Source organism: Tistrella mobilis KA081020-065, assembly GCF_000264455.2.
GTDB classification, from domain to species: Bacteria; Pseudomonadota; Alphaproteobacteria; order Tistrellales; family Tistrellaceae; genus Tistrella; species Tistrella mobilis.
Map to the genome: position 1 here is coordinate 187,482 of NC_017966.1, position 22,501 is coordinate 209,982.

Consider the following 22,501-nt stretch of genomic DNA (forward strand, 5'->3'; position numbering starts at 1 on the left):
TACAAGACGCCGTGTCGCCGGCGACACAGTGGGGATTCGGGCGGGCAAGTTATGCATACCCCGCCGGCCGCCGTGTATGCCAGTCGGTCGCAGTCTGGAAGGCGTGGGCGGTGCGGGCGATCAGGGCTTCGGCGAAGCGGGGGCCGGCGAACTGGCAGCCGATGGGGATGCCTCCACCGCCGATACCCGTCTCGCTGAGGCCGCAGGGGATGGTGATGGTCGGCTGGCCCGAGACGTCGAAGGGGGCCGTGAACGGGCCGATCGCCAGGATCGCCGCCGGGTCTTCGCCCAGGCCGGACATGTAATCGAGCGTGGGGCCCGCGACCGGCAGGCCGGGGATCAGCAGCACGTCGCAGGCGGCATAAATCGCCTCCATCGCCCCGGCGAAATCGCGGCGGTGCTCCTGCGCTTCGGCCAGTTCGAACGCCGTGTGGCGGTGGCCGCGTTCGATCAGCGCGGCGAGGCGCGGGCCGTATTCGGCCGCGCGGGTCGACCAGTGTTCGCGATGAACGATGGCGGCCTCGACCGCACATTGCACCGCCCAGCCGGTCAGCGCTGGCTCGATCGGCGGCAGGGTGACGTCGACGATGCGCGCGCCGAGCCCGGTCATCACCTCGATCACATGCTCCATCGAGGCCAGAACCTGATCATCTGCCCGCGCCTTCAACAGCCCACGGTCGATGCCGATGGTCAGGCCCCGCACCGGTTTGGTGAGTTCTGCCATATAGTCAGGTACGGGAAGTTGTGATGCGGTGGGGTCGCGCGGGTCGGGGCCGGCCATCACGCCGAGCAGGGTGACGGCATCGGCGACACTGCGCGTCATCGGCCCCATATGATCGAGCGAGGGGGCGAGGGCGAGCGCGCCCGCCCGGCTGACCCGCCCCCATGTCGGCTTGATGCCCGTCACGCCGCAGCATGAGGAGGGCAGGCGGATCGAGCCACCGGTATCGGTGCCGAGCGCGCCCCAGATCAGCCCGGCGGCCACCGCCACACCCGACCCGCTGGACGAGGTGCCGGTCCAATGCCCGGCCCCCCAGGGGTTGACCGGCGGCACGACATCCGGGTGGTGATCGGCATAGGCGCCCTCGGTGAGGGTGGTCTTGCCCAGAATGATCGCACCGGCGGCCCGCAGCCGCGCGATGACGGTGGCATCCTGCGCGGGCCGCCGGCCGCGCAGCACCGGGCTGCCGAATTCCGTCGGCATGTCGGCCGTGTCGAACAAGTCCTTGGCCGCCAGCGGCACGCCGTGCAGGGGGCCGCGCACCAGACCGGCGGCGATTTCCGCCTCGGCCCGGCGCGCCTGATCCAGCGCCGCATCGTTCAGATGGGCGAAGGCATGAAGCGCGCCGTCATGGGCGGCGATCCGGTCCATCATGCAGCGGACCGCGTCCACCGGCGACACCGCCCCACGGCGGATCTCGTCTGCCAGGCGGACCAGGCTCAATCTGTGCAGGGTCGACGACATTCCGGACGGCTCCTCTCATCGGGCTGCGGGCGCGGGCATGTCAGTATTATACAAGAATGCCTGTTTCGTGTTCAAAAATCGTCGATGCTCATAAAACAGGCGGTTCGTCCCAGGGCAGATGCCGGAGAATCGCGGGATGGCGAGATGGAAGGCGGTGGCATGCATATTGCGTGGGCGCGCCTGCACACCGGATGACCGGGCCGTGCGCAGAACCCCCGCCTTGCCCACAAAAAAATGCTCCGGAAGGCTTCGATCCATGTATATGCGCATTGCGAAACGGGGGGCGGTCGCCCTTGGTCTGGCCGCGGCAGCCGTCTTTGGCCCCATGGGTGGGGCGGCGACCGCCGATGCGGCAGAGGCGGTGTCGGTGCGGCTGAAATGGCTGCCCCAGGCCCAGTTCGCCGGGTTTTACGTCGCCAAGGCCAAGGGTTTCTATGAAGCCGAGGGCCTGGATATGACCATCAACCCGGGCGGCCCGAACCTGAATGCCGAGGCGCTGGTGGCCTCGGGCGCCGATACCTTCGGCCTCGGCAGCGGGACAGAGGCGGTGCTGCATGCCCGCGCCAAGGGTCTGCCGCTGATCTGCATCGGCATGTCGCAGCAGAAGACCCCCTTCGCCTTCGTTGCGCGCGAGACAAGCGGCATCAAGACGATCGAAGATTTCAAGGGCAAGAAGGTCGCAACCTGGTTTACCGGCCCGCAATACACGCTCTATTCGGTGCTGGCCGCGGCCAAGATCAAACAGTCGGAGCTGACCATCATCCCGCAGCCGGTCTCGATGGCGCCCTTCGTCGCGGGTGAGTTCGACGTCGCCACCGTCACCTTCTACAACGAGCTGAACACGCTGAAAGAGCAGGGGATCACCGATCTGACGGTCTTCACTCCCGATGACTATGGCGTGACCACCCAGCAGGACAGCTTCATCACGTCCGAGAAGATCGCGACCGAGAAGCCGGAGCTGGTCCAGGGCTTCCTGAACGCTACCCTGAAAGGTTGGAAATACGCGTTTGAGCACAAGGCAGAGGCGATCGACATCGTCATGGCCGCGGCGGAGGGGCTGGAGCGCAAGCACCAGGAGGCGATGCTGGACGAGATCGAACGGCTGATGGTTGCCGGCCGCGCCGCCGATGAAGGCCTCGGCGCGCTCGACATGGCGTCGATCGAGAAGGTGCAGAGCGATCTGGTCGGCTTCGGCGCGCTGAAGGAGCCGGTCGACCTGAAGGCCGCCTTCGACGAGAGCTTCTGGGACAAGGTGCCGGCTGCGGACAAGATGCTCTGAGCCTCCACAACCGCCCGCGGAGGAGATCCTGCGCGGGCGGTGCTTGACTCGACGGCGTGCGTATACAATAGTGACGTTATTGCATTCACAAACGCATGTTATGCGTACCAAGCGAGGGTTTTGAGCGGTGAAGCTGGGTCTTGAAGGCAAGAAGGTTCTGATCACCGGCGCATCGAAGGGTATCGGCCTGGCCGCTGCCTGGAGCTTTGCCCGCGAGGGTGCCGATCTGCACCTGGCCGCCCGCTCGGAAGAGGCCCTGGTCGAGGCGAAGGCGGCGATCGAGGCGGAATGCGGCGTGGCGGTGACGATCTACCCCATGGATCTGTCGAGCGATGCGCAGATGGTGGCGCTGGCCGATGCCGCGGGTGATGTCGACATTCTGGTCAACAATGCCGGCAACATCCCCTCGGGCCCGATCGATGCGGTGGATGATGTCTCCTGGCGCCGCGGTTTCGACCTGAAGGTCTTCGGCTATATCTCGCTGACCCGCGCGGTGTATGCCCGCATGCAGGCGCGCGGCACCGGCGTGATCGTCAACGATATCGGCAATTCCGGCGAGAACTGGGATGCCAATTACATCGCCGGATCGACCGGCAATGCGGCGCTGATGGCCTTCACCCGGGCACTCGGCGGGGTGAGCATGGATTACGGCGTGCGGGTGCTGGGCGTGAACCCGGGGCCGGTGGAAACCGACCGCATGGTGCGGCTGATGAAGCGACGCGCGGTCGACATGTTCGGCGACGAAACCCGCTGGCGCGAGCTGTTCGACCGCTATCCCGGCGGCCGCCCGGCCACGGCCGAAGAGGTGGCCGATCTGATGGTGTTCCTGTCCTCGCCGCGCGCCGGCTATGTCAGCGGCACGATCGTGACCATCGATGGCGGCATCGCCTCGCGCGGGTCGATCATCAAGGATGGCGGCCGGCGGTCGGTCGCGGCGCCCGCGCTTCAGGAGCCCGCCATTCAGGAGATCGATGCGTGAGCCTGCTCGACACCAAGAACGCCTATTTCGACCGGCTGTTTTCCGACCCCGAGCTGAAATGGCTGGGCCAGAACACCAATCACGTGCCCCAGCATCCGGCGGTTGCCGCCGCCATGCATGCAGCGGTGGATGCCGAGAATTTCCATGCCTATGCCCCGCCCGCCGGCATGGAGGCGCTGCGGGCGGCGATCGTCGCCGATCTGCGGCTGCCCGGCGCCCAGGCGCTGGTGACCGACGGCGCCGTGGCGGCGCTGGCGCTGATCTGCCGGGCGTTTGCGAAGCCCGGCACGACCTTCGTCACCACCGATCCGGGCTGGAAATGGCCGCTGCAATTCGCCGCCCAGAACGGCGCCGAGGTGATCGAAATCCCGATCTACGGCCCCGAATGGAATTTCCGCCTCAGCCCCGAACGGCTGGCCGAGGTGGTGGATGAGCGGACCGCGATCATCTATCTGGTCGACCCGAACAACCCGCTGGGCATCACCTATACCGCCGAGGAAATCGGCGCCTTCGCGGCGATCGCGCGCGAGGCAGGCGCGATCCTGATCCATGACAGCACCTATCGCGACTTCGCCGAAGGCCATACGCCGGCCAGCATGATCTATCCCGAAGGCGCGGTGACGGTGGTCAGCTTCTCCAAATGGCTGGGACTGGCGGGCATGCGCGTGGGTGCGCTGGTCGCATACCCCGAGCTGATGGACAGGATTGCACCGTTTTCGACCGCGCCCTTGGGCGCCAGCGTGATCGCCCAGGCGGCGGCGCTGGCCGGGCTTGGGGTCAAGGACGAATGGATGGCCGGGGTGCAGCAGATCCAGCGCCACAACCAGGCGCTGATCAAACAGGCGGTCGATGCCCTGCCGGGCTTCGCCATGCCGGTCTACCCCTCCCACGGCAATTTCGTGGTGGTGGAATGCATCGAGGCCGGGGTGCGGCCGGAAGCGCTGGTGGCCGAGTTTCAGACCGCGGGGATCATGATCCGCCAGGGCACCTATCATACGCCCCGCTTCGGCGACCGCTTCATCAAGGTGTCGACCACCGTGCCGACCGCCTGGGTCGAAGCCTTCTGCGCCCTGCTGCCCGAGATGGCGGAACGGGCGAAGACCCGCACCGACATCCCGCCGCTGTTCTGACCGGAAGGGCAAGTCCGATGTCTTTTGCCACCGCAACCGACGGCACCCGCCTCTATTATGAAGAGGCGGGGACCGGCACGCCGATCCTGTTCATCCATGAATTCGGCGGCGATTATCGGGCCTGGGAACCGCAGATGCAGTTCTTCGCGCGCCGGCATCGCTGCATCACCTATTCCGCCCGCGGCTATGCGCCTTCGGATATTCCGGCGGATGTGGCGGCCTATTCGCAGGAGATTGCCGTCACCGATGCGCTGGCCGTGCTCGACCATCTGGGCATTGACCGCGCGCATATCGTCGGCCTGTCGATGGGCGGGTTCGCGACCCTGCATTTCGGCCTGATGGCCCCCGAACGCGCCCTGTCGCTGACCATCGCCGGGGCCGGCTATGGCGCGGAAAAGCAGTTCGAGGACTATTTCCGCGGGGTTTCCCTGGAAGTGGCCGAGCGGTTCCGGACGCTGGGGGCCAAAGAATTCGCCAAGACCTATGCGCTGGGCGCCAGCCGGGTGCAGTTCCAGAACAAGGATCCGCGCGGCTGGCAGGATTTCGCCGACCGCCTGGCCGAGCATTCCGATATCGGCGCCGCCAATACGATGAGCGGCGTTCAGGCGCGGCGGCCGTCGATCTACGATCTGGAAGAGCGGATCCGCGCCTGCACCGTGCCGGCGCTGATCGTGGTCGGCGACGAGGACGATCATTGCCTGCAGCCGGGCATCTTCATGAAGAAGACCCTGCCGGCCGCCGGGCTGGCGGTGCTGCCCAAAACCGGCCATACGCTGAACCTGGAAGAGCCGGCGCTGTTCAACCAGCTGCTGGCCGAGTTCATCGCCATGGTCGAGGCCGGACGCTGGACGGCCCGCGACCCGCGCGCCGAGCCGGCGCAGATCATGAAGACGTCGTGATCCTTATGTCCGGCGATGGTGGCGGGACAGGCGGCGCGGCGCCGGCGGAGAGCTGGCGCCGCCGCACCGACTGGCGCAAGGAAACGGGGGAGGGGTATATGCCGAGCGGTCGCGAGATCACGCCGGAGGCCGAACGCATTCTGGGGCATGTAAATGGCGACCGGTTGTGGCAGCGGCATATGGAACTGGCCCGCTTCGGCGCCCGCAGCGATGGCGGGGTCGACCGCCAGGCGCTGTCGGCCGAAGAGATCGAGGCCCGCGCCCATCTGATCGGCATCGCCCGCGCCCGCGGTTTCGGCGTTGCAACCGATCCGGCTGGAAACCTGTTCTTTCGGTTGCAGGGGCGGGAGCCGCATCTGCCGCCGGTGCTGTCGGGATCGCATATGGACAGCCAGCCGACCGGTGGCCGTTTCGATGGGATCTATGGCGTGCTGGCCGCCTTCGAGGTGCTGGAAGCGATCCGCGATGCGGGACACACGCCCCGCCGCAGCATCGAGGCGGTGGCCTGGATGAACGAGGAAGGCTCGCGCTTCGCCCCGGGCATGATGGGATCGGAAGCCTTCGCGGGCGTGCGGCCGCTGGACGAGATTCTGGGCGTCCGCGATGCCGACGGGGTGAGCGTCGCCACGGCGCTGGCCGCCGTGAACTCAGCCTTCCCCGATGTGCCGCTGCGCGAGCTGGGCCAGCCGATCGAGGCCTATGTCGAGGCCCATATCGAACAGGGCCCGGTGCTGGAGGCCGAGGGCCGGGTGGTCGGCGCCGTGACCGGCATTCAGGGCAAGCAGACCTATCGCGTGACGGTGACCGGCGAAGAGGCCCATGCCGGCACAAAGCCGATGGCCGAGCGGCGCGATGCGCTGATCGCCGCCAGTGCCATGGTGCAGCGCCTTCATGCCATCGCGCGCAGCACGGCCGAAGATCTGATGCTGACCTTCGGCCGCTTCACCGTTTCGCCCAACGCACCCTCGGTGGTGCCGGCGAAGGTGGTGTTCTCGATCGACCTGCGCCATTTCGACACCGGGCTGATGCAGGGCTTCGGCGCGGCGATCCCCGATCTCTGCGCCGAGCTGGCCGGCGGTTGCGGGGTTGTGGTCGAACCTCTGGTCGACGCGCCCTCGCTGGTGTTTCCCGAAGCGCTGCGCGACCGGATCCGCGACATCGCCGCGGTGCTGGGCCATCCGGTCATGGACCTGGCCTCGGCGGCCGGGCACGATGCAAGGCACCTGCACGCCATCGCACCCACGGCGATGATCTTCATTCCCTGCCACCAGGGCATCAGCCACCACCCGACCGAGCGGGCTGAACCCGAACACCTCCATGCCGGCACCCGGGTTCTGGCGGCGCTGCTGACCGAGCTTGCGGGGTAGGGTGGCGGGAGATCCTCAGTTGGCGGGGGATCCTCAGGCGCAGGCGGGATCCGCGGCCGGTGCCGCCGCGGCGCGCCGGTCCAGCGCGCCGCTCCAGAGGGTGAGGGCGAGGGCCGCCAGGGTGATCAGCGCCCCGACCCAGGGCGTGGCGCTGAGCCCCAGGCCCGAGGCCACCACCCGGCCGCCGATCCAGGCACCCGCGGCGATGCCCAGGTTGAATGCGGCGATGTTCAGGGCCGAGGCGACATCTACTCCTTCAGGTCGGTGAAGCCTGGCAAGCTTCACCACGTAGAGTTGCAGGCCTGGCACATTGGCGAATTGCAGAAAGCCCAGCGCCGCCAGCGTGACCAGCGCCGGCACCGCAGACAGCAGCGTGACGCTGAAGGCGAACAGAACCGCGGCCTGGGCGGCGAAGAGCCAGGCGAGCGCCCTGACCGGGTTGCGGTCGGCCAGCCGGCCGCCGGCGATGTTGCCGATGGCGATCGCGACGCCATAGAGCACCAGCACCAGGCTGACTGCGGCATTCGGCAGGCCGGTCACCTGTTCCAGGATGGGCGCCAGGAAGGTGAAGGTGACGAAGGTGCCGCCATAGCCGGCCGCCGTCATCCCGAAGACCAGTAGCAGCCGGCCCGAGCCCAGCACGCGCGCCTGATCGACCAGCCGGGCCGGGGCGGCGCGGGGCAGATCGCGCGGCAGCAGGGCGGCGATGCCGGCCAGCGCGACCGCACCGATCAGCGCCACGGCCTGGAAGGTGGCGCGCCAGCCGAAATGCTGCCCGATCCAGGTGCCGAGCGGCACGCCGGTGACGATCGCCACCGTCAGCCCGGCAAACATCATCGCAATCGCCGAGGCTCGCCGGTTTTCCGGCACCAGATCGGCGGCAATGGTGGCGCCGACTGAAAAGAACACCCCGTGGGCGAAGGCCGACAGCACGCGGGCGACCAGAAGCACCTCGTAGCCCGGCGCCAGCGCCGCCAGCCCGTTGCCGGCGATGAACAGCGCCATCAGCCCTAACATCAAAGGCTTGCGCGCCGCGCGGCCGGTGAGCGCGGTCAAAACCGGCGCGCCGAAGGTGACGCCCAGGGCATAGACACTGACGATCAACCCCGCCGCAGGCAGGTCGATCCCCAGATCCTGTGCCACCGTCGGCAACAACCCGACGATGACGAATTCAGTGGTTCCGATCGCATAAGCTGCGATGGTCAGGGCAAACAAGGCGGGAGGCATGGCGGACACTCCAAACCGCGGAACCAGTCTCGCCCGGCACTATGCCCCTGTCCCTCAACATCGATAATCCGCCATGGATGACGATCACTCTGTCATATGATGACAGAATAACCCCCGCCGACCGGCCCCTGCGCGAACCGCAGGTACACGTAAAAACCCCGGGAGGTTCGCGGTGAAGTTTTTCCTTCATCATCAGGGCATTACCAATTCTCAATGGCGCATCACTCATACCTGACCAGGATCTCCCCGGAGATTCGCGCAAACCGCATTTTTTCCGGCCGTGATTCGGGGTATTAAAGGGGGGTGGGTCGCACCATCAGACCCAACCGATTGTCTCTGAAAGAAAATCCCGTCATCCCGGCGTGAGGGCTGACAATTGCCTTTCGCCGGAATGACGTATAAATGCTTGACGGATGCCGGTCAGTACGGGATCCGACATGAATGCCGGGTGACGGGGGCTCTCCTCAGAGGCCCGACCAGCGCCACCCCAACCACCAGGGAGGCACCACCATGCGCGCCCGACGCCGGCATGATGCCGAACGCCGCAAGGCGAAAGCCCGGCGGATCATGGCCTTGTGGTTTCCCGATCAGGAGCCGCAAGGGTTTTCCGCGCGTGCAGTGGGACGCAATGCGGCGACGCATTGCCGGCCCTGTTCCTGTGTGCTCTGCCGGGGGCCGCGGAGTGGGGAGGAGCGGCCGCGCCGGCGGGTGGTGATGACCGACGAGGTCTGAGTCAAGGTGTAAGCGGGGGCGTACGGATTTGGATGCCCAAAAAAATAAGGACACTTGGGGTCGCCGAATCTCAGTGGTAACGTGACAGACCACTCGGAAGTATCTGGCTCAGGGACTTATTCTGTTCTGACGTGGCGGATTAATTAACAAATCGGAATAGATAAATGCGGAAATACGCCGTGCTGACTTTGGGAACCTTGATTGTTGCGCCGATTGTTGCGCCGGCGGCGGATAGAATGCCTATGGAACGGGAAGATGCAGCAATAATTATATCTGCGATTGATAGCTTAGCCAGTATTGTAGCCCAGGGTAATGCGATGTCTTCTGCCGCCGGCGTATCAGCTGCAGCTGCCGGAGGAATTTCTGAAGCGATGAAAGAAAAGTCGAATACCAAGAAGGCGGGAGATCTATTGTTGGTGCTCTCTGAGCAGATAAATGAAGCACTTCTAAAATATTCTATGAATATTAATTCTGAAGCATCAGATAGAATAATTGAAGCAAGAAAAATTGTTATTTCAATTGAAGAACATCAAAGAGTACCAACGGAATCAGAATGTAAATCAATACTTGTGCCAATTGGCGAGATGGCAAAGAACGCGGACGCCGGCGGCAGCCTGAGCACCACACTTAAGGCAGCTAGTCAGGCTTCAGGATACTTCGGTGATATAATCACTATGGAGGATGGTGAGGATATCGCCGTGCATTTTCGGACGCTTACGCGAGATTTGGCAGAAGTAACCGCGCGATACGCCGCAGTGTCGTCGCCTGATGCGCGGCAGTTAATCATGGCGTCGGGGCCTGTTCTTGGGCGAATCTGCCGGATGGGCCTTTAGTTCACTGAGAAAACAGGTCCGCGCAAGTTGCGTCCTTCCGGACGCGTGGCTGATACGCTCGGCCCGCACGTTTGAGCGGGTATACTTATGTGCACCCGCACCTGAGAATCTCGCCAGCCAGCGACTAACTGGCCGCTGCCGGTTCATCCGTCGGCAGGCGAGCGATCCCGACGCCGCAGCGCCCGGTCACCCTGGTGCCCCGTCATCCGGGCGGGTTCATCGGATCCAGGGGCACGATTTCGGCCCAGATCTTGTTGCAGCCCTCGGCCCGCCAGATCGATCGGACCATGACTCTGGCGCCGGTGTCGTACCATCCGAGGACCGGCGGGCGGTTGGTCGATACGCAGCTGCCAGCCAGGTTGCTGCCGTAATCGTAATGGCCCTGCCGGATGTTGACTGGCGAGGTCACGCGCCAGTCGCGGCCGGCCAGCCGGTCGGGCGCGAATGACCCGGCACCGTAAAGGCCGGGCGCTTCCCATCGGCCATCGGCATAGCTGTCCAGGAACATCCAGGCGGTGCCGTCGGCGGATGTCGTTGTGGCCGGCGGTGGGGCGGCTGCCGCTGCCGGCTGCGGCGCCGCGCTCTCTCCTGAGGGCGCGTCGCGCAGGGCCGTGTCGGCCTTGCAGAACGGCTGGATCAGCTCAAAACAATGGGTCTCGGTATAACGTCGATGGCGAGAATGATGATGCCGGTCAGTATGGCCACCAGAAACGCCCTCATCGCCACCTCCAATGGCTGCGCGTTCCAGATCGTCTGATGACCGGCGCGGCTTGTCAATCGGGGGTAGATGAGTCTGTCAGTCTGTTGCGGCGGGCACCCGAAACGGCAGCGGTGCCGCGCCCGGTGCGCCATCCGGTTTCAGCCCGTTGAACACGATGTCGATGAAACTGTCGGCATAGGAGGTGGCGGCCTCGGGATCGGTCAGCGGCGTGCCGTACATCCGTTCGATCATGCCGGAAAAGGTGAAGATCAGCGAGGCGCCGAAGACGATGATCAGGGTCACGTCGCGCAACGGCATCTGGCGGATGGCGCCGGCCGCCATGGCCTCGCGGATCGCGCCTTCGAACTTGTCGAAGGCGGTTTTCATATAGCTTTCCACCAGCCAGTGCATGCGGTCGCCCGATACCGAGCCTTCATGCACCGTCACCCGGGCGAAATCGGGGTTGTGGGCGTTGGCATAGACCAGGCCCTTGGTCAGCAGTTTCAGTCGGGTCAGCGGGTCCATGCCGCCGGGTTTTTCGGCGAGGGTGTCATAGAAGGCGATGCGTTCGGCCATCAGCCGGTCGATCGCCGCCTCCCAGATCTTCTGTTTCGAGCCGAAATGATAATGCACGATCGACTGCGTCACCCCCGCCTCGGCCGCGATCGCGCCGGTGGTCACCGGCTCGTAGCCGAGGCGCGCAAACAGCTTCGTGGCGGCATCGAGCAGGGCGTTGCGGGTGGCATCCGGCCCGGCATCGCCCAGCGGCGGCCGCCCCTGACGGCGGCGGCGCGGCGTGGCGGTACTCGTCTTTCGGGTGCGCACGGGCTTTGATACCGATTTTGGGTTGTCGTTCTCCTGGCGCGCCATCACCCTCATACCATGTTTCAACCGGCGTTCAGCGCCTGGACCATAGCCCCGTCCGGCGCGCCGGCCCAGCCCGAAATCACCGGGCCGGACCGGGACGCCGGTCCGGTCACGGCTTCAGCAGCGGGCAGTCGCTTTCCGCCGCCGGGCGGTAGGCCTCGGCACCGGGGATGGTGGTCTTCTGGGCCAGATAGTCGAGCGGATATGTCGACTCCGCCGGGCTCTTGACCTCGAAGTAATACATGTCGCGCATCAGCCGCCCGTCGGCGCGGATGGTGGCGCCGTCGGTCATGAAGTCGTTGACCGGCATGGCTTTCATCTTCGCCAGCACTGCCTGGGTCCCGGTGGTGCCTGCGGCCTCCACCGCCTTCAGATAATGCAGGACCGAGCTGTAGACGGTCGCCTGCACATCCGTCGGCACCTTGCCGTGGCGGGCCTTGAAGCGTTCGGCGAAGGCGCGGGTGCCGTCGGTCTGGTCCCAATAGAAATCCGCCACCACCGGCATGCCCTTGGTTGCCTCCAGCCCCAGACCCTGGATGTCGTTGACGGTGAAGAACAAAGGCGCGATCCGCTGGCCGGCCTGGGCGATGCCGAATTCATCCGCCTGCTTGATCATGTTGCGGACATCCGCGCCGCCCGCCACCAGCGCCACCACATCGGCGCCCGAAGCCTGCGCCTGCAGCAGGAAAGAGCTGAAATCGGTGGTGCCGAGCGGGAAGCGCACGGTGCCCTTCACGCTGCCGCCCATCTTCTCGATCACGCTGATCGTGTCGCCCTCAAGCCCATGGCCGGACGCGTAGTCGACGGTGAGGAAGAACCAGGAACTGCCGGGGTTGCTCTTGAAGATGCCCTCGACATTGCCCTTGGCCAGGGCATAGCCGTCATAGCCCCAGATCAGGCCGTTGGTGGTGCAGCGGTCGCCGGTCAGGCTCTTGTTGTTGGCGCCCGAGAACACCGCGATCTTATCGCGCTTCATGATCACGTCCTGAAGCGCCAGCGAGATGCCGGAATTCGACACGTCGAACAGCGCCTGCACGCCCTCGTCGTCGAACCATTTCAGCGCCGCGGTGACGCCGATATCGGCCTTGTTCTGATGATCGGCCGACACCAGCCCGACCGGCTGGCCCAGCACCTTGCCGCCGGCATCCTCGATCGCGAGTTCGGCCGCGACCACCGATCCCTGGCCGCCGAAATCCGAATAGACCGAGGACATGTCGGTCAGCACGCCGATCTTGACGGCATCCGCCGCCTGCAGCTCGGCCATCTGGCACAACACCGCCAGTGCCGCCGCGAGCCCCGCGGCGGGTTTCATTATCCTGCGCATGTGATCTTTCCTCCCGATCCCGGTCTTGGCGCCGGGGCGTGGTCGTGTGTGTGGGGAGGGCCGGCGTGCCCGTCTTTGCGGGCATCGCCGGCCGGGAGTCTTGCGGCTCAGCGCGTGGCGATGAAGGGCCGCCGCTTGCCGCCTGCCGCCGGTGCCGGCGGCACCGGGAAGCCGTCGAGGCCGCGCCGCACCCAGTCGCGGCTGGCGGCGGGGTCGATCACGCCGTCGATTTCAAGGAAGGCCGCCATGTTCGACGCCTTGCCCTTGGCATAAAGCGCATCGACCAGCTTGCGGTAGAGCGCATCGCGCCCGGCCGGGTCGGCGATGGCTTCAAGATCGCGGCGATAGCCCAGGCGTACGGCCCCTTCCAGGCCCATGCCGCCGAACTCGCCGGTCGGCCACGAGACGGTGAAGGCGGGGGCGTGCATGTTGCCGCCGGCCATCGCCTGGGCGCCCAGGCCATAGCCCTTGCGCAGCACGATGGTGAACATCGGCACGGTCATGTTGGCGCCGCCCACGAACATCCGCGACACCCGCCTGACCAGCGCGGTCTTCTCGGCATCCGGGCCGACCATGAAGCCCGGCGTGTCGCAGAGCGACAGCACCGGCAGGCCGTGCGCCTCGCAGAGATCCAGGAAGCGCGCGGCCTTCTCGGCCGCCTCGCCGTCGATCGCGCCGCCCAGATGGCGGGGATTGTTGGCGAACAGGCCCATCGGCCGGCCCTCGATCCGGATCAGGGCGGTGATGATGCCGATGCCGTAATCGGGCCGGAGTTCGAGCACCGAATCCGTGTCCGCGACCAGCTCGATCACCTTGCGCACGTCATAGGCGCGCAGCCGGTTTTCGGGGATGGCATTGCGCAGCAACCGCTGATCGGCCGCCGCCCAGTCGGCCACCGGCCCCTGGAAATAGGACAGGTACTTCTTCGCGGCGGCGACCGCCTCGGCCTCGTCCTCGACCAGGATGTCGACCACGCCGTTCGGCACCTGAACATCCATCGGCCCGACCTCTTCGGGCTTGTAGACGCCAAGTCCGCCGCCTTCGATCATGGCCGGGCCGCCCATGCCGAGATTGGCGTTGCGGGTGGCGATGATCACGTCGCAGACGCCTGCGATCGCCGCATTGCCGGCAAAGCAGCGGCCCGAGACCACGGCCACCGTCGGGGCTTTGCCGCTCATCTGCGCCAGCAGCTTGAAGGTCGGCACGTCCAGCCCTGCCACGCCGACATGGTCGGTATCGCCCGGCCGGCCGCCGCCGCCCTCGGCAAACACCACCAGCGGCATCGCCCAGTCATTGGCCAGATGGAACATGCGGTCCATCTTCTTGTGGTTCATGAAGCCCTGGGTGCCGGCCAGCACGGTGTAGTCGTAAGAGAGCAGCATGCAGCGCGCCCGCTCGGCCCCGAACAGACCGGCATTCACCGAGCCCACACCCGCCACCAGCCCGTCGGCGGGGCTCATCTTCTTCAGCGTCTCGTAATCATGGCGGCTGCGCTGGGCGGCGAGCGCCAGCGCGCCGTATTCCATGAAGCTGCCGGGATCGGCCAGATCCTCGATATTCTCGCGCGCGGTGCGCTGGCCGGTCTTACGCCGCCGCGCCACCGCATCGGGCCGGCGGGCATCGGTCAACTCGTCATGCAGTTCCAGGATCGCGGCCAGATCGGGGCGGATATGGTCCAGATCGACCTCGACCGTCTCCTCTTCCGCAGCGCCCTCGAAGTCACCCGGCTCGATGAACAGCACCGGCTGGTCGCCATAGACGGTCTCGTCCACCGCCACGGCCAGCGCCCGCACGATGCCGGCCCGGCCCGCGGTGATGGTGTGCTCCATCTTCATCGCCTCGATGACCGCCACCACCGTGCCGGGGCGGACGACATCGCCGGGCGTCACCTCGATCGCGACCACCCGGCCGGTCATCGGGGCGGCCACCGCCTCGGTGCCGTCGGGTGCGACCGGCCCGCTCGCCGCTTTCATGGCCCCGCCGCCGCTGCTTTCCACCCAGAGCTTCGGATGGCTGTCGGCGGCCTCCGCCAGCCGGGCGGCATGGGCGCCGATATAGCCGGTATCGAAGCGCCCGGCGCGCACCGCCTCGTCGGCGATCAGGCTTTGCAGGAAACCGATATTGGTCGCCACGCCTTCGATGCGGAATTCGGCCAGCGCCCGGCGGGCACGGTCCAGCGCCAGATCCAGCCGGTTGCCCGGCACATGCACGATCAGCTTGGCCAGCAGCGAGTCGTAATGGGGCGAGGTCGCATAGCCCGCATAGCCGAAGGTCTCGACCCGCACACCGCGGCCACCCGGCACCTCGAAGGCCGAAATCACCCCGCCCGCGGGCACGGCCACGGCATCGGCGCCGATCTTCTCCATATTGATCCGCAGCTGCACCGCCACACCCTCGGGCTCGGGCAGGCGGCCGTCGCGCAGGCCCAGCTCGGCCAGGCTCAACCCGGCGGCCAGCCCGATCTGGGTCTGGACCAGATCGACGCCGGTCACCTCTTCGGTGACGGTGTGTTCCACCTGCAGCCGCGGATTGGCCTCCATGAACACGAAGCGCTGCCCGGCCGGGTCGCGGCCGTCGATCAGGAATTCGAAAGTGCACAGCGTGTGGATGCCTCCGGCCCTGGCCAGCGCCACCGCGGTCTCGGCGATCCGCGCCTTCAGCGCCGGGTCGAGCCCGGGCAGCGGCGCGATCTCCACCAGTTTCTGATGCCGGCGCTGCAGGCTGCATTCGCGTTCATGCAGATGGATCACCCGCCCGTCCCGATCGCCCAGCACCTGGATTTCCAGATGCCGCGCCGGCTGGATCAGCTCTTCCACATAAAGCGCATCCGAGCCGAAGGCGCCCAGCGCCTCGGCACCCGCCCGGGTCCAGGCTTCGGCCAGTTCCGATGCCGCGCGCACCACCCGCATGCCGCGCCCGCCGCCGCCGGCCACGGCCTTGATCATGATCGCGCCGCCGGCACCCAGGCTGTCGAAGAAACTCCGGGCTTCATCCAGCGAGGTGGCATGGGCCGTGCCGCGGGCCAGCGGCGCGCCGGTCTCCGCCGCCAGCCGCCGTGCCGCACCCTTGTCGCCGAACAGGTCGAGCGCTTCGGGCTTCGGGCCGATGAAGGTCAGCCCCGCTTCGGCGCAGGCGCGCGCGAAGCCGGCATTCTCGGCCAGGAAGCCATAGCCCGGATGGATGGCGTCGGCGCCGGTTTCCAGCGCTGCGCGGATCACCGCGGCGCCGTCCAGATAGGCGGCGGCGCCAACGCCCGGCAGCTCCACCGCCTGGTCGGCGCGTCGCGTGTGCAGCGAGCGGGCATCGTCCCTGGGCGCGACCGCGACGGTCGGAATGCCCAGTTCGGCGGCGGCGCGCGCGATCCGGATCGCGATCTCGCCGCGATTGGCGATCAGGATACGGCGGAAGAGGGGAGACGAAGGAGAAGAGGGGGAGGAGGGGGACGTCATCTGTCAGCTGTGCCCGATCTTGTCGCGTTTCACCACGATGCCGGCGGCCTCGCGGTCCCATGTGTCTGCCGTGACGCCCGCCTTGCGGATCAGGTACTTTTCGACCTTGTTCGTGGGCGTCTTGGGCAGGTCCGCAAGCATACGGACATAACGGGGGATCATGAAGTGCGCCATGCGCGGGCGCAGATGCTCGATCAGCGCCGCCGGATCCAGGCTGGCGCCCTCGGCCAGCGACACCGCAACCAGGATCTCGTCCTCGCTGTCGGCGGCGGGCACGGCGACCACGGCCGCTTCGCGCACGGCCGGATGGCCGCAGATTTCGGCCTCGACCTCGAAGGATGAGACGTTCTCGCCGCGGCGGCGGATCGAATCCTTGAAGCGGTCGACGAAGAACCAGTTGCCCTGATCATCCACCCGGAAGGCATCGCCGGTGTGGAACCAGCCATTGCGCCAGGCGGCGGCGGTCGCCTCCGGATTGCCCGAATAGCCGTGGTTCATCTGCCAGGGCAGGTCGGTGCGGATCACCAGCTCACCCACTTCGCCCGGCTCGACCGCCCGGTCATGGGCATCGACCAGCCGCACCTCCACCCCGTCGCGGGGCCGGCCGCAGCTGGCCACCACCTCGGGGTTTTCCTCGGCGATCAGCGGGCAGGAGACCTCGCTCATATTGAACAGGGTATGCAGCGTCACGCCGAAGCGCCTGCGGAAGGCGATGGCCTCTTCGGTCAGCGGGATGGCGATGACATGCGCGAGGGGGCTGTCTTCTGCCGCGCCCTCGTCCCGGTCCTTCAGCAGGAAGGCCGCCATCACCCCCAACAGGATGACGCAGGTGGTGCCGCTCTGCCGGACCGCCGGCCAGAAGCTCCTGGTGTCGAAGCCCTCGACCAGGGCGATGGAGCCGCCGAGTGCCAGCATGGCATAGACCGGCGCCGTGCCGCCGACATGGAACAGCGGCAGATTGACCATGAACCGGTCGCCGGCGCCCAGGAACGGCACCCGCCGCGGATCCGACGCCAGCGCCGTGCCCATGGCGTGCAGATGGGCGTAGCTCGACAGCACACCCTTGGACGGGCCGGTGGTACCCGAAGTGTAGATGATCGACTGGGTGTCCCAGGGTTCCACCGGCTCGGCGAGCGGGGCGGGGGCGGTGGTGCTTTCCAGCGCATCGCCACCCAGCCAGGTGATCCCGTCTGCGGCGGGCAGCCGCGCCGCGGCCGTGGCTGCGTCTGCCGTATCGGCCACGACCACCCGGTCGACGGCGCTGGTGTCGATCCCGACCAGACGATCCGCCAGTGCCGCGATGGTGATCACCAGCCGCGCCTCCGACACCTGGATCACATGCTCCAGAATGCCGCCCTTATAGGCGGTGTTGATCGGCACATAGATCGCGCCAGCATAGTTGATCGCGAACCAGGCGGTGAGACACAAGCCGCCATTGGGCAGCCAGACCACCACCCGGTCGTGGGGCTTCACGCCGAGCGCCTGAAGGGCTGCGGCCATGGCGCGCACCCGGTCGCGCATTTCCGCGTAGCTCCAGACCTGGCTGTCGGCCCCGCCCCGGCGATCGGGAAAGGCGACGAAGGCGGCATCGGGCGTGTCCGCGGCGCGGCGATCCAACAGATCGGGCAGCACGCAGTCTGCGCGGCCCTGAAGGCGCGTGTGGTCCGGCATGTTTCCTCCCATGCGGCAGCTCTTGAACGGTGCCGTCGGGATGATGGTGCATAAATCAATAGATCTATTCAATAACTGAATCGACAGCCGTGCCGCTTTGGTGCCCGCGGCCGTCGGTCAGGGGGATGATCCCGCATTGCGCGCTGAAATCGTTTTCAGAATCAACCGCTTCCCGTGGCGCAACCGGGGCCATGCGAAATTTGCGAAACCGTCGCTGACATGTCTGGGTTAGAGTGCCCCACGGCGGTTCCTCCCCCCTTGGATCACGCCTGACGATGCGTGACGACAACGAGGTCCGGCCGCCATGCCCCAGATCCATCCGCTTCCCCGACGGCGCAGCCTGGCCCGGCTGCTGTTCCGCGTCGATCTGCAGCGGATGATCGTCGCCCTGGCGGTGGCGGCGGCAGGGGTGCTGCTGGCCAACGGCTTCTATTCCAGTTATCTGGTCCAGCGCCAGGTGTTGATCGACACCACGCTGAAGGCCAACCACGCCTACGCCGCCAAGCTGGCCGAAGCCGCGCAGAATTTCATCGAAGAGGCCCAGCAGCAGCTGGCCTACAGCGCGGGGATCGTCGCCCGCGATTTCGACAATGAAAACCTGCTGCTCGACGAGGCCGAACGTCTGCGGCTGCAGACCCACAGCTTCAACTCGGTCGCCATCGTCGATGCCGGGGCGATCGTGCGCGCCACCTCGCCCGAGGCGCTGCAGATCAAGGGGCGCTATCTGCGCTCGCTGGCGGCGCGCGAGGCGCTGGACCAGCGCCGGCCACTGGTCAGCCAGCCTTATATGGCGATCACCGGCAATATGCTGGTGGTGATTTCGCAGCCGGTCTTCACGGCAGACGGCCGCTATCTGGGCTATATCGGCGGCACGATCTATCTGCGCGAACGCAACATCCTGAACGTGCTTCTGGGCACGCATCACTATGACGACGGTTCGTATCTGTATGTCGCCGACCAGGGGCGCGCGCTGCTTTATCACCCGGATCCGGCGCGGATCGGTGAAGTGGTGTCCGGCAACCCGGTGATCGAAGCCGCGATCACCGGCGTCAGCGGCAGCGGCGAAGTGGTCAACAGCCGCGGTGTCGCCATGCTGGCGGGCTATGCCCCGGTGCCGGCCACCGGCTGGGGGGTGGTGGCGCAGCGGCCGCTTGCGGTAACGCTGGCGCCGCTCGAAGGGCTGATGTGGCGGGTGGCGGCCAACAGCGCGCCGGCAGCGGTCGTCACCCTGGTCGCGATCTGGTGGTTCGCCCGGGCGATTTCCCGGCCTCTGGGCCAGCTGGCCGAAGGCGCCCGCCAGATGGACGCCCCCGGCACCGCCGACCGGATCCAGCGGGTGCGGTCGTGGTATGTGGAGGCGCGGCAGATCAAGCGGGCGATGCTGATCGGCATCGGCCTGCTTCAGGCGCGCATCGGCCGGCTGGACCGCGATGCCCGCACCGACCCCTTGACCGGGCTGATCAACCGCCGCGGCATGGATGATGTCCTGGAGCTGTGGCGGGCCGAGGCCCGGCCCTTTGCTGCGATCGCGGTCGATATCGACCATTTCAAGCAGGTCAACGACAGCTGGGGGCACGAGGTCGGCGATGCGGTGCTGCGCCGGGTGGGCCTGATCCTGCGGCAGACCGCGCGCGACACCGATCTCGTCTGTCGCACCGGCGGCGAGGAATTCCTGCTGCTGCTGCCGGGCCTGTCATCCGCGGCGGCGGTCGCCGTGGCCGAGCGTCTGCGCAAGGCGGTGGCGCGGGAACGGATCGATCCGGCGGGCCATGTGACGGTCTCGGCCGGTGTGGCCGTGTTGCCCGAAGACGCGACCGATATCGGCGCCGCCCTGCGCCTTGCCGACGAAATGCTCTACGAGGCCAAGCGCGCCGGCCGCAACCGGGTGGTGGCGGCCGGCAGCCCGCGGCTGCACGGCTGAGCATCCGTCGCGTCGACCCTGGCCGATCTCGTCACCGAGAGGGGCCCCGCGTGACGCCTCCGGCCAGTCCGCGAAATTTTTTTACGCGCGCGGCCGCATGTCGCCTTCCGGGGCCGGGATTCCGACCCCGTTCAATTCATGACGAAATTTTTGCGGCCAAGATGTCATTCGGTAATTTTATGACCCTGCGGCGCACGGAACCGTTTTAGGTGCAGTGCAACTCGCGCCGCGGGTACCGGAACCGGTGGAGTGAATGTCTTCAGGGTTGCAGGCGCCGGCAGGCCGCCGCCACTCACGGTGTAAAGAGTGGGGATGACAGCCCGGATGTTTCGCTGTCATAGTTTGGCCACTCGGAGCGCCCCATCTTCGTCTGGGATGCCATCCTCGTCTGGGAAGATCGACGCTGATGTCCACATCCGAACACCTTAGTCTGCATGTACCCGAGCCGGCGGTCCGGCCGGGCGACACCCCCGACTTCTCGACCGTCAAGATTCCCAAAGCCGGGGCCGTGCCCAGACCCGAGGTCGATGCCGATCCGGAGCAGATGCGCGACCTCGCCTTCTCGATCATCCGCGTGCTGAACCGCAATGGCGAAGCCGTCGGCCCCTGGGCCGGCGCGCTTACCGATGACGAGCTGCTCGACGGGCTGCGCCACATGATGACGCTGCGCGCCTTCGATGCGCGCATGCTCATCGCCCAGCGCCAGGGCAAGACCTCGTTCTATATGCAGCATCTGGGCGAGGAGGCGGTCAGCTGCGCCTTCCGCAAGGCGCTGGTCGACGGCGACATGAACTTCCCTACCTATCGTCAAGCGGGGCTGCTGATCGCCGGCGGCTATTCGATGGTCGACATGATGTGTCAGATCTATTCGAATGCCCGCGACCCGCTGAAGGGCCGGCAGCTGCCGGTGATGTATTCCTCGCGCGAGCACGGTTTCTTCACCATCTCGGGCAACCTCGCCACCCAGTTCGTGCAGGCGGTGGGCTGGGCGATGGCCTCGGCCATCCGCAACGACACCAAGATCGCCGCGGCCTGGATCGGCGACGGCTCCACCGCCGAGAGCGATTTCCACGCCGCCCTGGTCTTCGCCTCCACCTACAAGGCGCCGGTGGTGCTGAACGTGGTCAACAATCAGTGGGCCATTTCTACCTTCCAGGGCATCGCCCGCGGCGGATCGGGCACTTTCGCCGCGCGCGGTCTGGGCTTCGGCATCCCGTCGCTGCGTGTCGACGGCAACGACTATCTGGCGGTCCACGCCGTCGCCAAATGGGCGGCGGAGCGGGCGCGGCGCAATCTGGGCCCGACGCTGATCGAATACGTCACCTATCGTGTCGGCGCGCATTCCACGTCCGACGACCCTTCGGCCTATCGTCCCAAGGCTGAAAGCACCGCCTGGCCGCTGGGCGATCCGGTGATCCGGCTCAAGAACCATCTGATCACCCGCGGCGTCTGGTCGGAAGACCGCCACAAGCAGACCGAGGCCGAAATCCTGGACACGGTGATCGCCGCCCAGAAGGAAGCCGAAAGCCACGGCACGCTGCACGCGGGCGCCAAGCCTTCGGCCCGCGACATGTTCGACGGCGTCTTCGCCGAGATGCCGGCCCATCTGCGCCGGCAGCGCCAGCAGGCGGGAGTCTGAACCCATGCCACGCATGACGATGATCGAGGCCATCCGCGACGCGCTCGACGTGATGATGGGCCGCGACGACCGGGTGGTGGTCTATGGCGAGGATGTCGGCTATTTCGGCGGCGTCTTCCGCTGCACCCAGGGCCTGCAGCAGAAATACGGCCGGACCCGCTGCTTCGACGCGCCGATCAGCGAAAGCGGCATCGTCGGCACGGCGATCGGCATGGCCGCCTATGGCCTGCGCCCCTGTGTCGAGATCCAGTTCGCCGACTACATGTACCCGGCCTATGACCAGATCACCCAGGAAGCGGCGCGCATCCGCTATCGCTCCAATGGTGATTTCACCTGCCCGCTGGTGATCCGCATGCCCACCGGCGGCGGCATTTTCGGCGGCCAGACCCACAGCCAGAGCGTGGAAGCCCTCTTCACCCATGTCTGCGGGTTGAAGGTGGTGGTGCCGTGCAGCCCGCACGACGCCAAGGGCCTGCTGATCTCGGCCCTGGAAGATCCCGATCCGGTGATCTTCCTTGAGCCGAAGCGGCTCTATAACGGCCCCTTCGACGGCCATCACGACCGGCCGGTGACCCCCTGGTCGAAGCACGAGGCGGGCGAGGTGCCGGCCGGCCATTACTCCGTGCCGCTCGGCAAGGCCAATATCGTCCGCCCCGGCTCCGCCGTCACCGTGCTCGCCTACGGCACCATGGTCTATGTCGCGCAGGCGGCCGCGGCCGATGCCGGCATCGATGCCGAAATCATCGATCTGCGCACGCTGGTGCCGCTCGACCTCGACACCATCACCGCCTCGGTGCGCAAGAACGGGCGCTGCCTGGTGGTGCACGAGGCCACGCTGACCTCGGGCTATGGCGCGGAACTCACCGCCCTGGTGCAGGAGAACTGCTTCCATCATCTGGAGGCGCCGGTCACCCGCATCGCCGGCTGGGACACGCCCTATCCGCATGCCCAGGAATGGGACTATTTCCCCGGCCCCGCGCGTGTCGGCCGTGCCCTTCAAGAGATCCTGGAGAGCTGAC

Annotated in this window: 16 protein-coding genes; 9 read left to right on the plus strand and 7 right to left on the minus strand. The window is 66.7% G+C overall.

Going from position 1 to position 22,501, the window contains the following annotated elements:
• Positions 1 to 49 precede the first annotated feature (49 nt).
• On the minus strand, positions 50 to 1,465 hold the full coding sequence (locus tag TMO_RS21670; RefSeq protein WP_014752937.1) for an amidase: 1,416 nt from the start codon (positions 1,463 to 1,465) through the stop codon (positions 50 to 52).
• A 256-nt stretch (positions 1,466 to 1,721) separates the two neighbouring features.
• Between TMO_RS21670 and TMO_RS21675 the strand changes: the two genes are divergently transcribed.
• The 5 genes from TMO_RS21675 to TMO_RS21695 all read left to right on the plus strand — a co-directional run bounded on the left by TMO_RS21675 (position 1,722) and on the right by TMO_RS21695 (position 7,119).
• Positions 1,722 to 2,744, plus strand: a complete 1,023-nt coding sequence (locus TMO_RS21675; RefSeq protein ID WP_014752938.1) for an ABC transporter substrate-binding protein — start codon at positions 1,722 to 1,724, stop codon at positions 2,742 to 2,744.
• Between the two features lie 127 nt (positions 2,745 to 2,871).
• Positions 2,872 to 3,723 (plus strand): SDR family oxidoreductase, encoded by an 852-nt coding sequence (locus tag TMO_RS21680; RefSeq protein WP_014752939.1) that lies wholly within the window; start codon positions 2,872 to 2,874, stop codon positions 3,721 to 3,723.
• The gene (locus TMO_RS21685) at positions 3,720 to 4,853 is read left to right on the plus strand and encodes a pyridoxal phosphate-dependent aminotransferase (protein ID WP_014752940.1); all 1,134 of its coding nucleotides are present in this window, start codon (positions 3,720 to 3,722) and stop codon (positions 4,851 to 4,853) included. Before TMO_RS21680 ends, TMO_RS21685 begins: the two co-directional genes overlap by 4 nt.
• A gap of 17 nt (positions 4,854 to 4,870) precedes the next feature.
• The gene (locus TMO_RS21690; protein ID WP_014752941.1) at positions 4,871 to 5,752 is read left to right on the plus strand and encodes an alpha/beta fold hydrolase; all 882 of its coding nucleotides are present in this window, start codon (positions 4,871 to 4,873) and stop codon (positions 5,750 to 5,752) included.
• Between the two features lie 5 nt (positions 5,753 to 5,757).
• Complete coding sequence (locus TMO_RS21695) at positions 5,758 to 7,119, plus strand: M20 family metallo-hydrolase (protein ID WP_322111274.1); 1,362 nt, start codon at positions 5,758 to 5,760, stop codon at positions 7,117 to 7,119.
• A 33-nt stretch (positions 7,120 to 7,152) separates the two neighbouring features.
• Here TMO_RS21695 and TMO_RS21700 read toward each other — a convergent pair whose 3' ends face one another.
• Positions 7,153 to 8,346: an MFS transporter gene (locus TMO_RS21700; protein ID WP_014752943.1), complete on the minus strand. Its 1,194-nt coding sequence runs from the start codon at positions 8,344 to 8,346 to the stop codon at positions 7,153 to 7,155.
• An 896-nt stretch (positions 8,347 to 9,242) separates the two neighbouring features.
• On the opposite strand from TMO_RS21700, the gene TMO_RS30770 reads away from it, so the two are divergent.
• Complete coding sequence (locus tag TMO_RS30770; RefSeq protein WP_014752944.1) at positions 9,243 to 9,911, plus strand: hypothetical protein; 669 nt, start codon at positions 9,243 to 9,245, stop codon at positions 9,909 to 9,911.
• Between the two features lie 202 nt (positions 9,912 to 10,113).
• On the opposite strand, the gene TMO_RS21705 is transcribed toward TMO_RS30770, so the two are convergent.
• The 5 genes from TMO_RS21705 to TMO_RS21725 all read right to left on the minus strand — a co-directional run bounded on the left by TMO_RS21705 (position 10,114) and on the right by TMO_RS21725 (position 17,922).
• Positions 10,114 to 10,419 (minus strand): hypothetical protein, encoded by a 306-nt coding sequence (locus TMO_RS21705; protein WP_014752945.1) that lies wholly within the window; start codon positions 10,417 to 10,419, stop codon positions 10,114 to 10,116.
• A 288-nt stretch (positions 10,420 to 10,707) separates the two neighbouring features.
• Entirely contained in the window at positions 10,708 to 11,436 is a 729-nt protein-coding gene (locus tag TMO_RS21710; protein ID WP_041607330.1) for a TetR/AcrR family transcriptional regulator, read from the minus strand.
• A 151-nt stretch (positions 11,437 to 11,587) separates the two neighbouring features.
• On the minus strand, positions 11,588 to 12,802 hold the full coding sequence (locus tag TMO_RS21715; protein WP_014752947.1) for an ABC transporter substrate-binding protein: 1,215 nt from the start codon (positions 12,800 to 12,802) through the stop codon (positions 11,588 to 11,590).
• Between the two features lie 107 nt (positions 12,803 to 12,909).
• Complete coding sequence (locus TMO_RS21720) at positions 12,910 to 16,251, minus strand: acetyl-CoA carboxylase family protein (RefSeq protein WP_014752948.1); 3,342 nt, start codon at positions 16,249 to 16,251, stop codon at positions 12,910 to 12,912.
• A gap of 3 nt (positions 16,252 to 16,254) precedes the next feature.
• Positions 16,255 to 17,922 carry an AMP-binding protein gene (locus tag TMO_RS21725; protein WP_014752949.1) on the minus strand — a complete coding sequence of 556 codons (1,668 nt, stop codon included), beginning with the start codon at positions 17,920 to 17,922 and terminating at the stop codon, positions 16,255 to 16,257.
• 304 nt (positions 17,923 to 18,226) lie between these two features.
• On the opposite strand from TMO_RS21725, the gene TMO_RS21730 reads away from it, so the two are divergent.
• The 3 genes from TMO_RS21730 (at position 18,227) to TMO_RS21740 (ending at position 22,500) form a co-directional block, all read left to right on the plus strand.
• Positions 18,227 to 19,843, plus strand: a complete 1,617-nt coding sequence (locus TMO_RS21730) for a sensor domain-containing diguanylate cyclase (RefSeq protein WP_014752950.1) — start codon at positions 18,227 to 18,229, stop codon at positions 19,841 to 19,843.
• A 406-nt stretch (positions 19,844 to 20,249) separates the two neighbouring features.
• Positions 20,250 to 21,482: a 3-methyl-2-oxobutanoate dehydrogenase (2-methylpropanoyl-transferring) subunit alpha gene (locus tag TMO_RS21735; protein ID WP_014752951.1), complete on the plus strand. Its 1,233-nt coding sequence runs from the start codon at positions 20,250 to 20,252 to the stop codon at positions 21,480 to 21,482.
• A gap of 4 nt (positions 21,483 to 21,486) precedes the next feature.
• Positions 21,487 to 22,500 (plus strand): alpha-ketoacid dehydrogenase subunit beta, encoded by a 1,014-nt coding sequence (locus TMO_RS21740; protein ID WP_014752952.1) that lies wholly within the window; start codon positions 21,487 to 21,489, stop codon positions 22,498 to 22,500.
• Position 22,501: the final 1 nt, after the last annotated feature.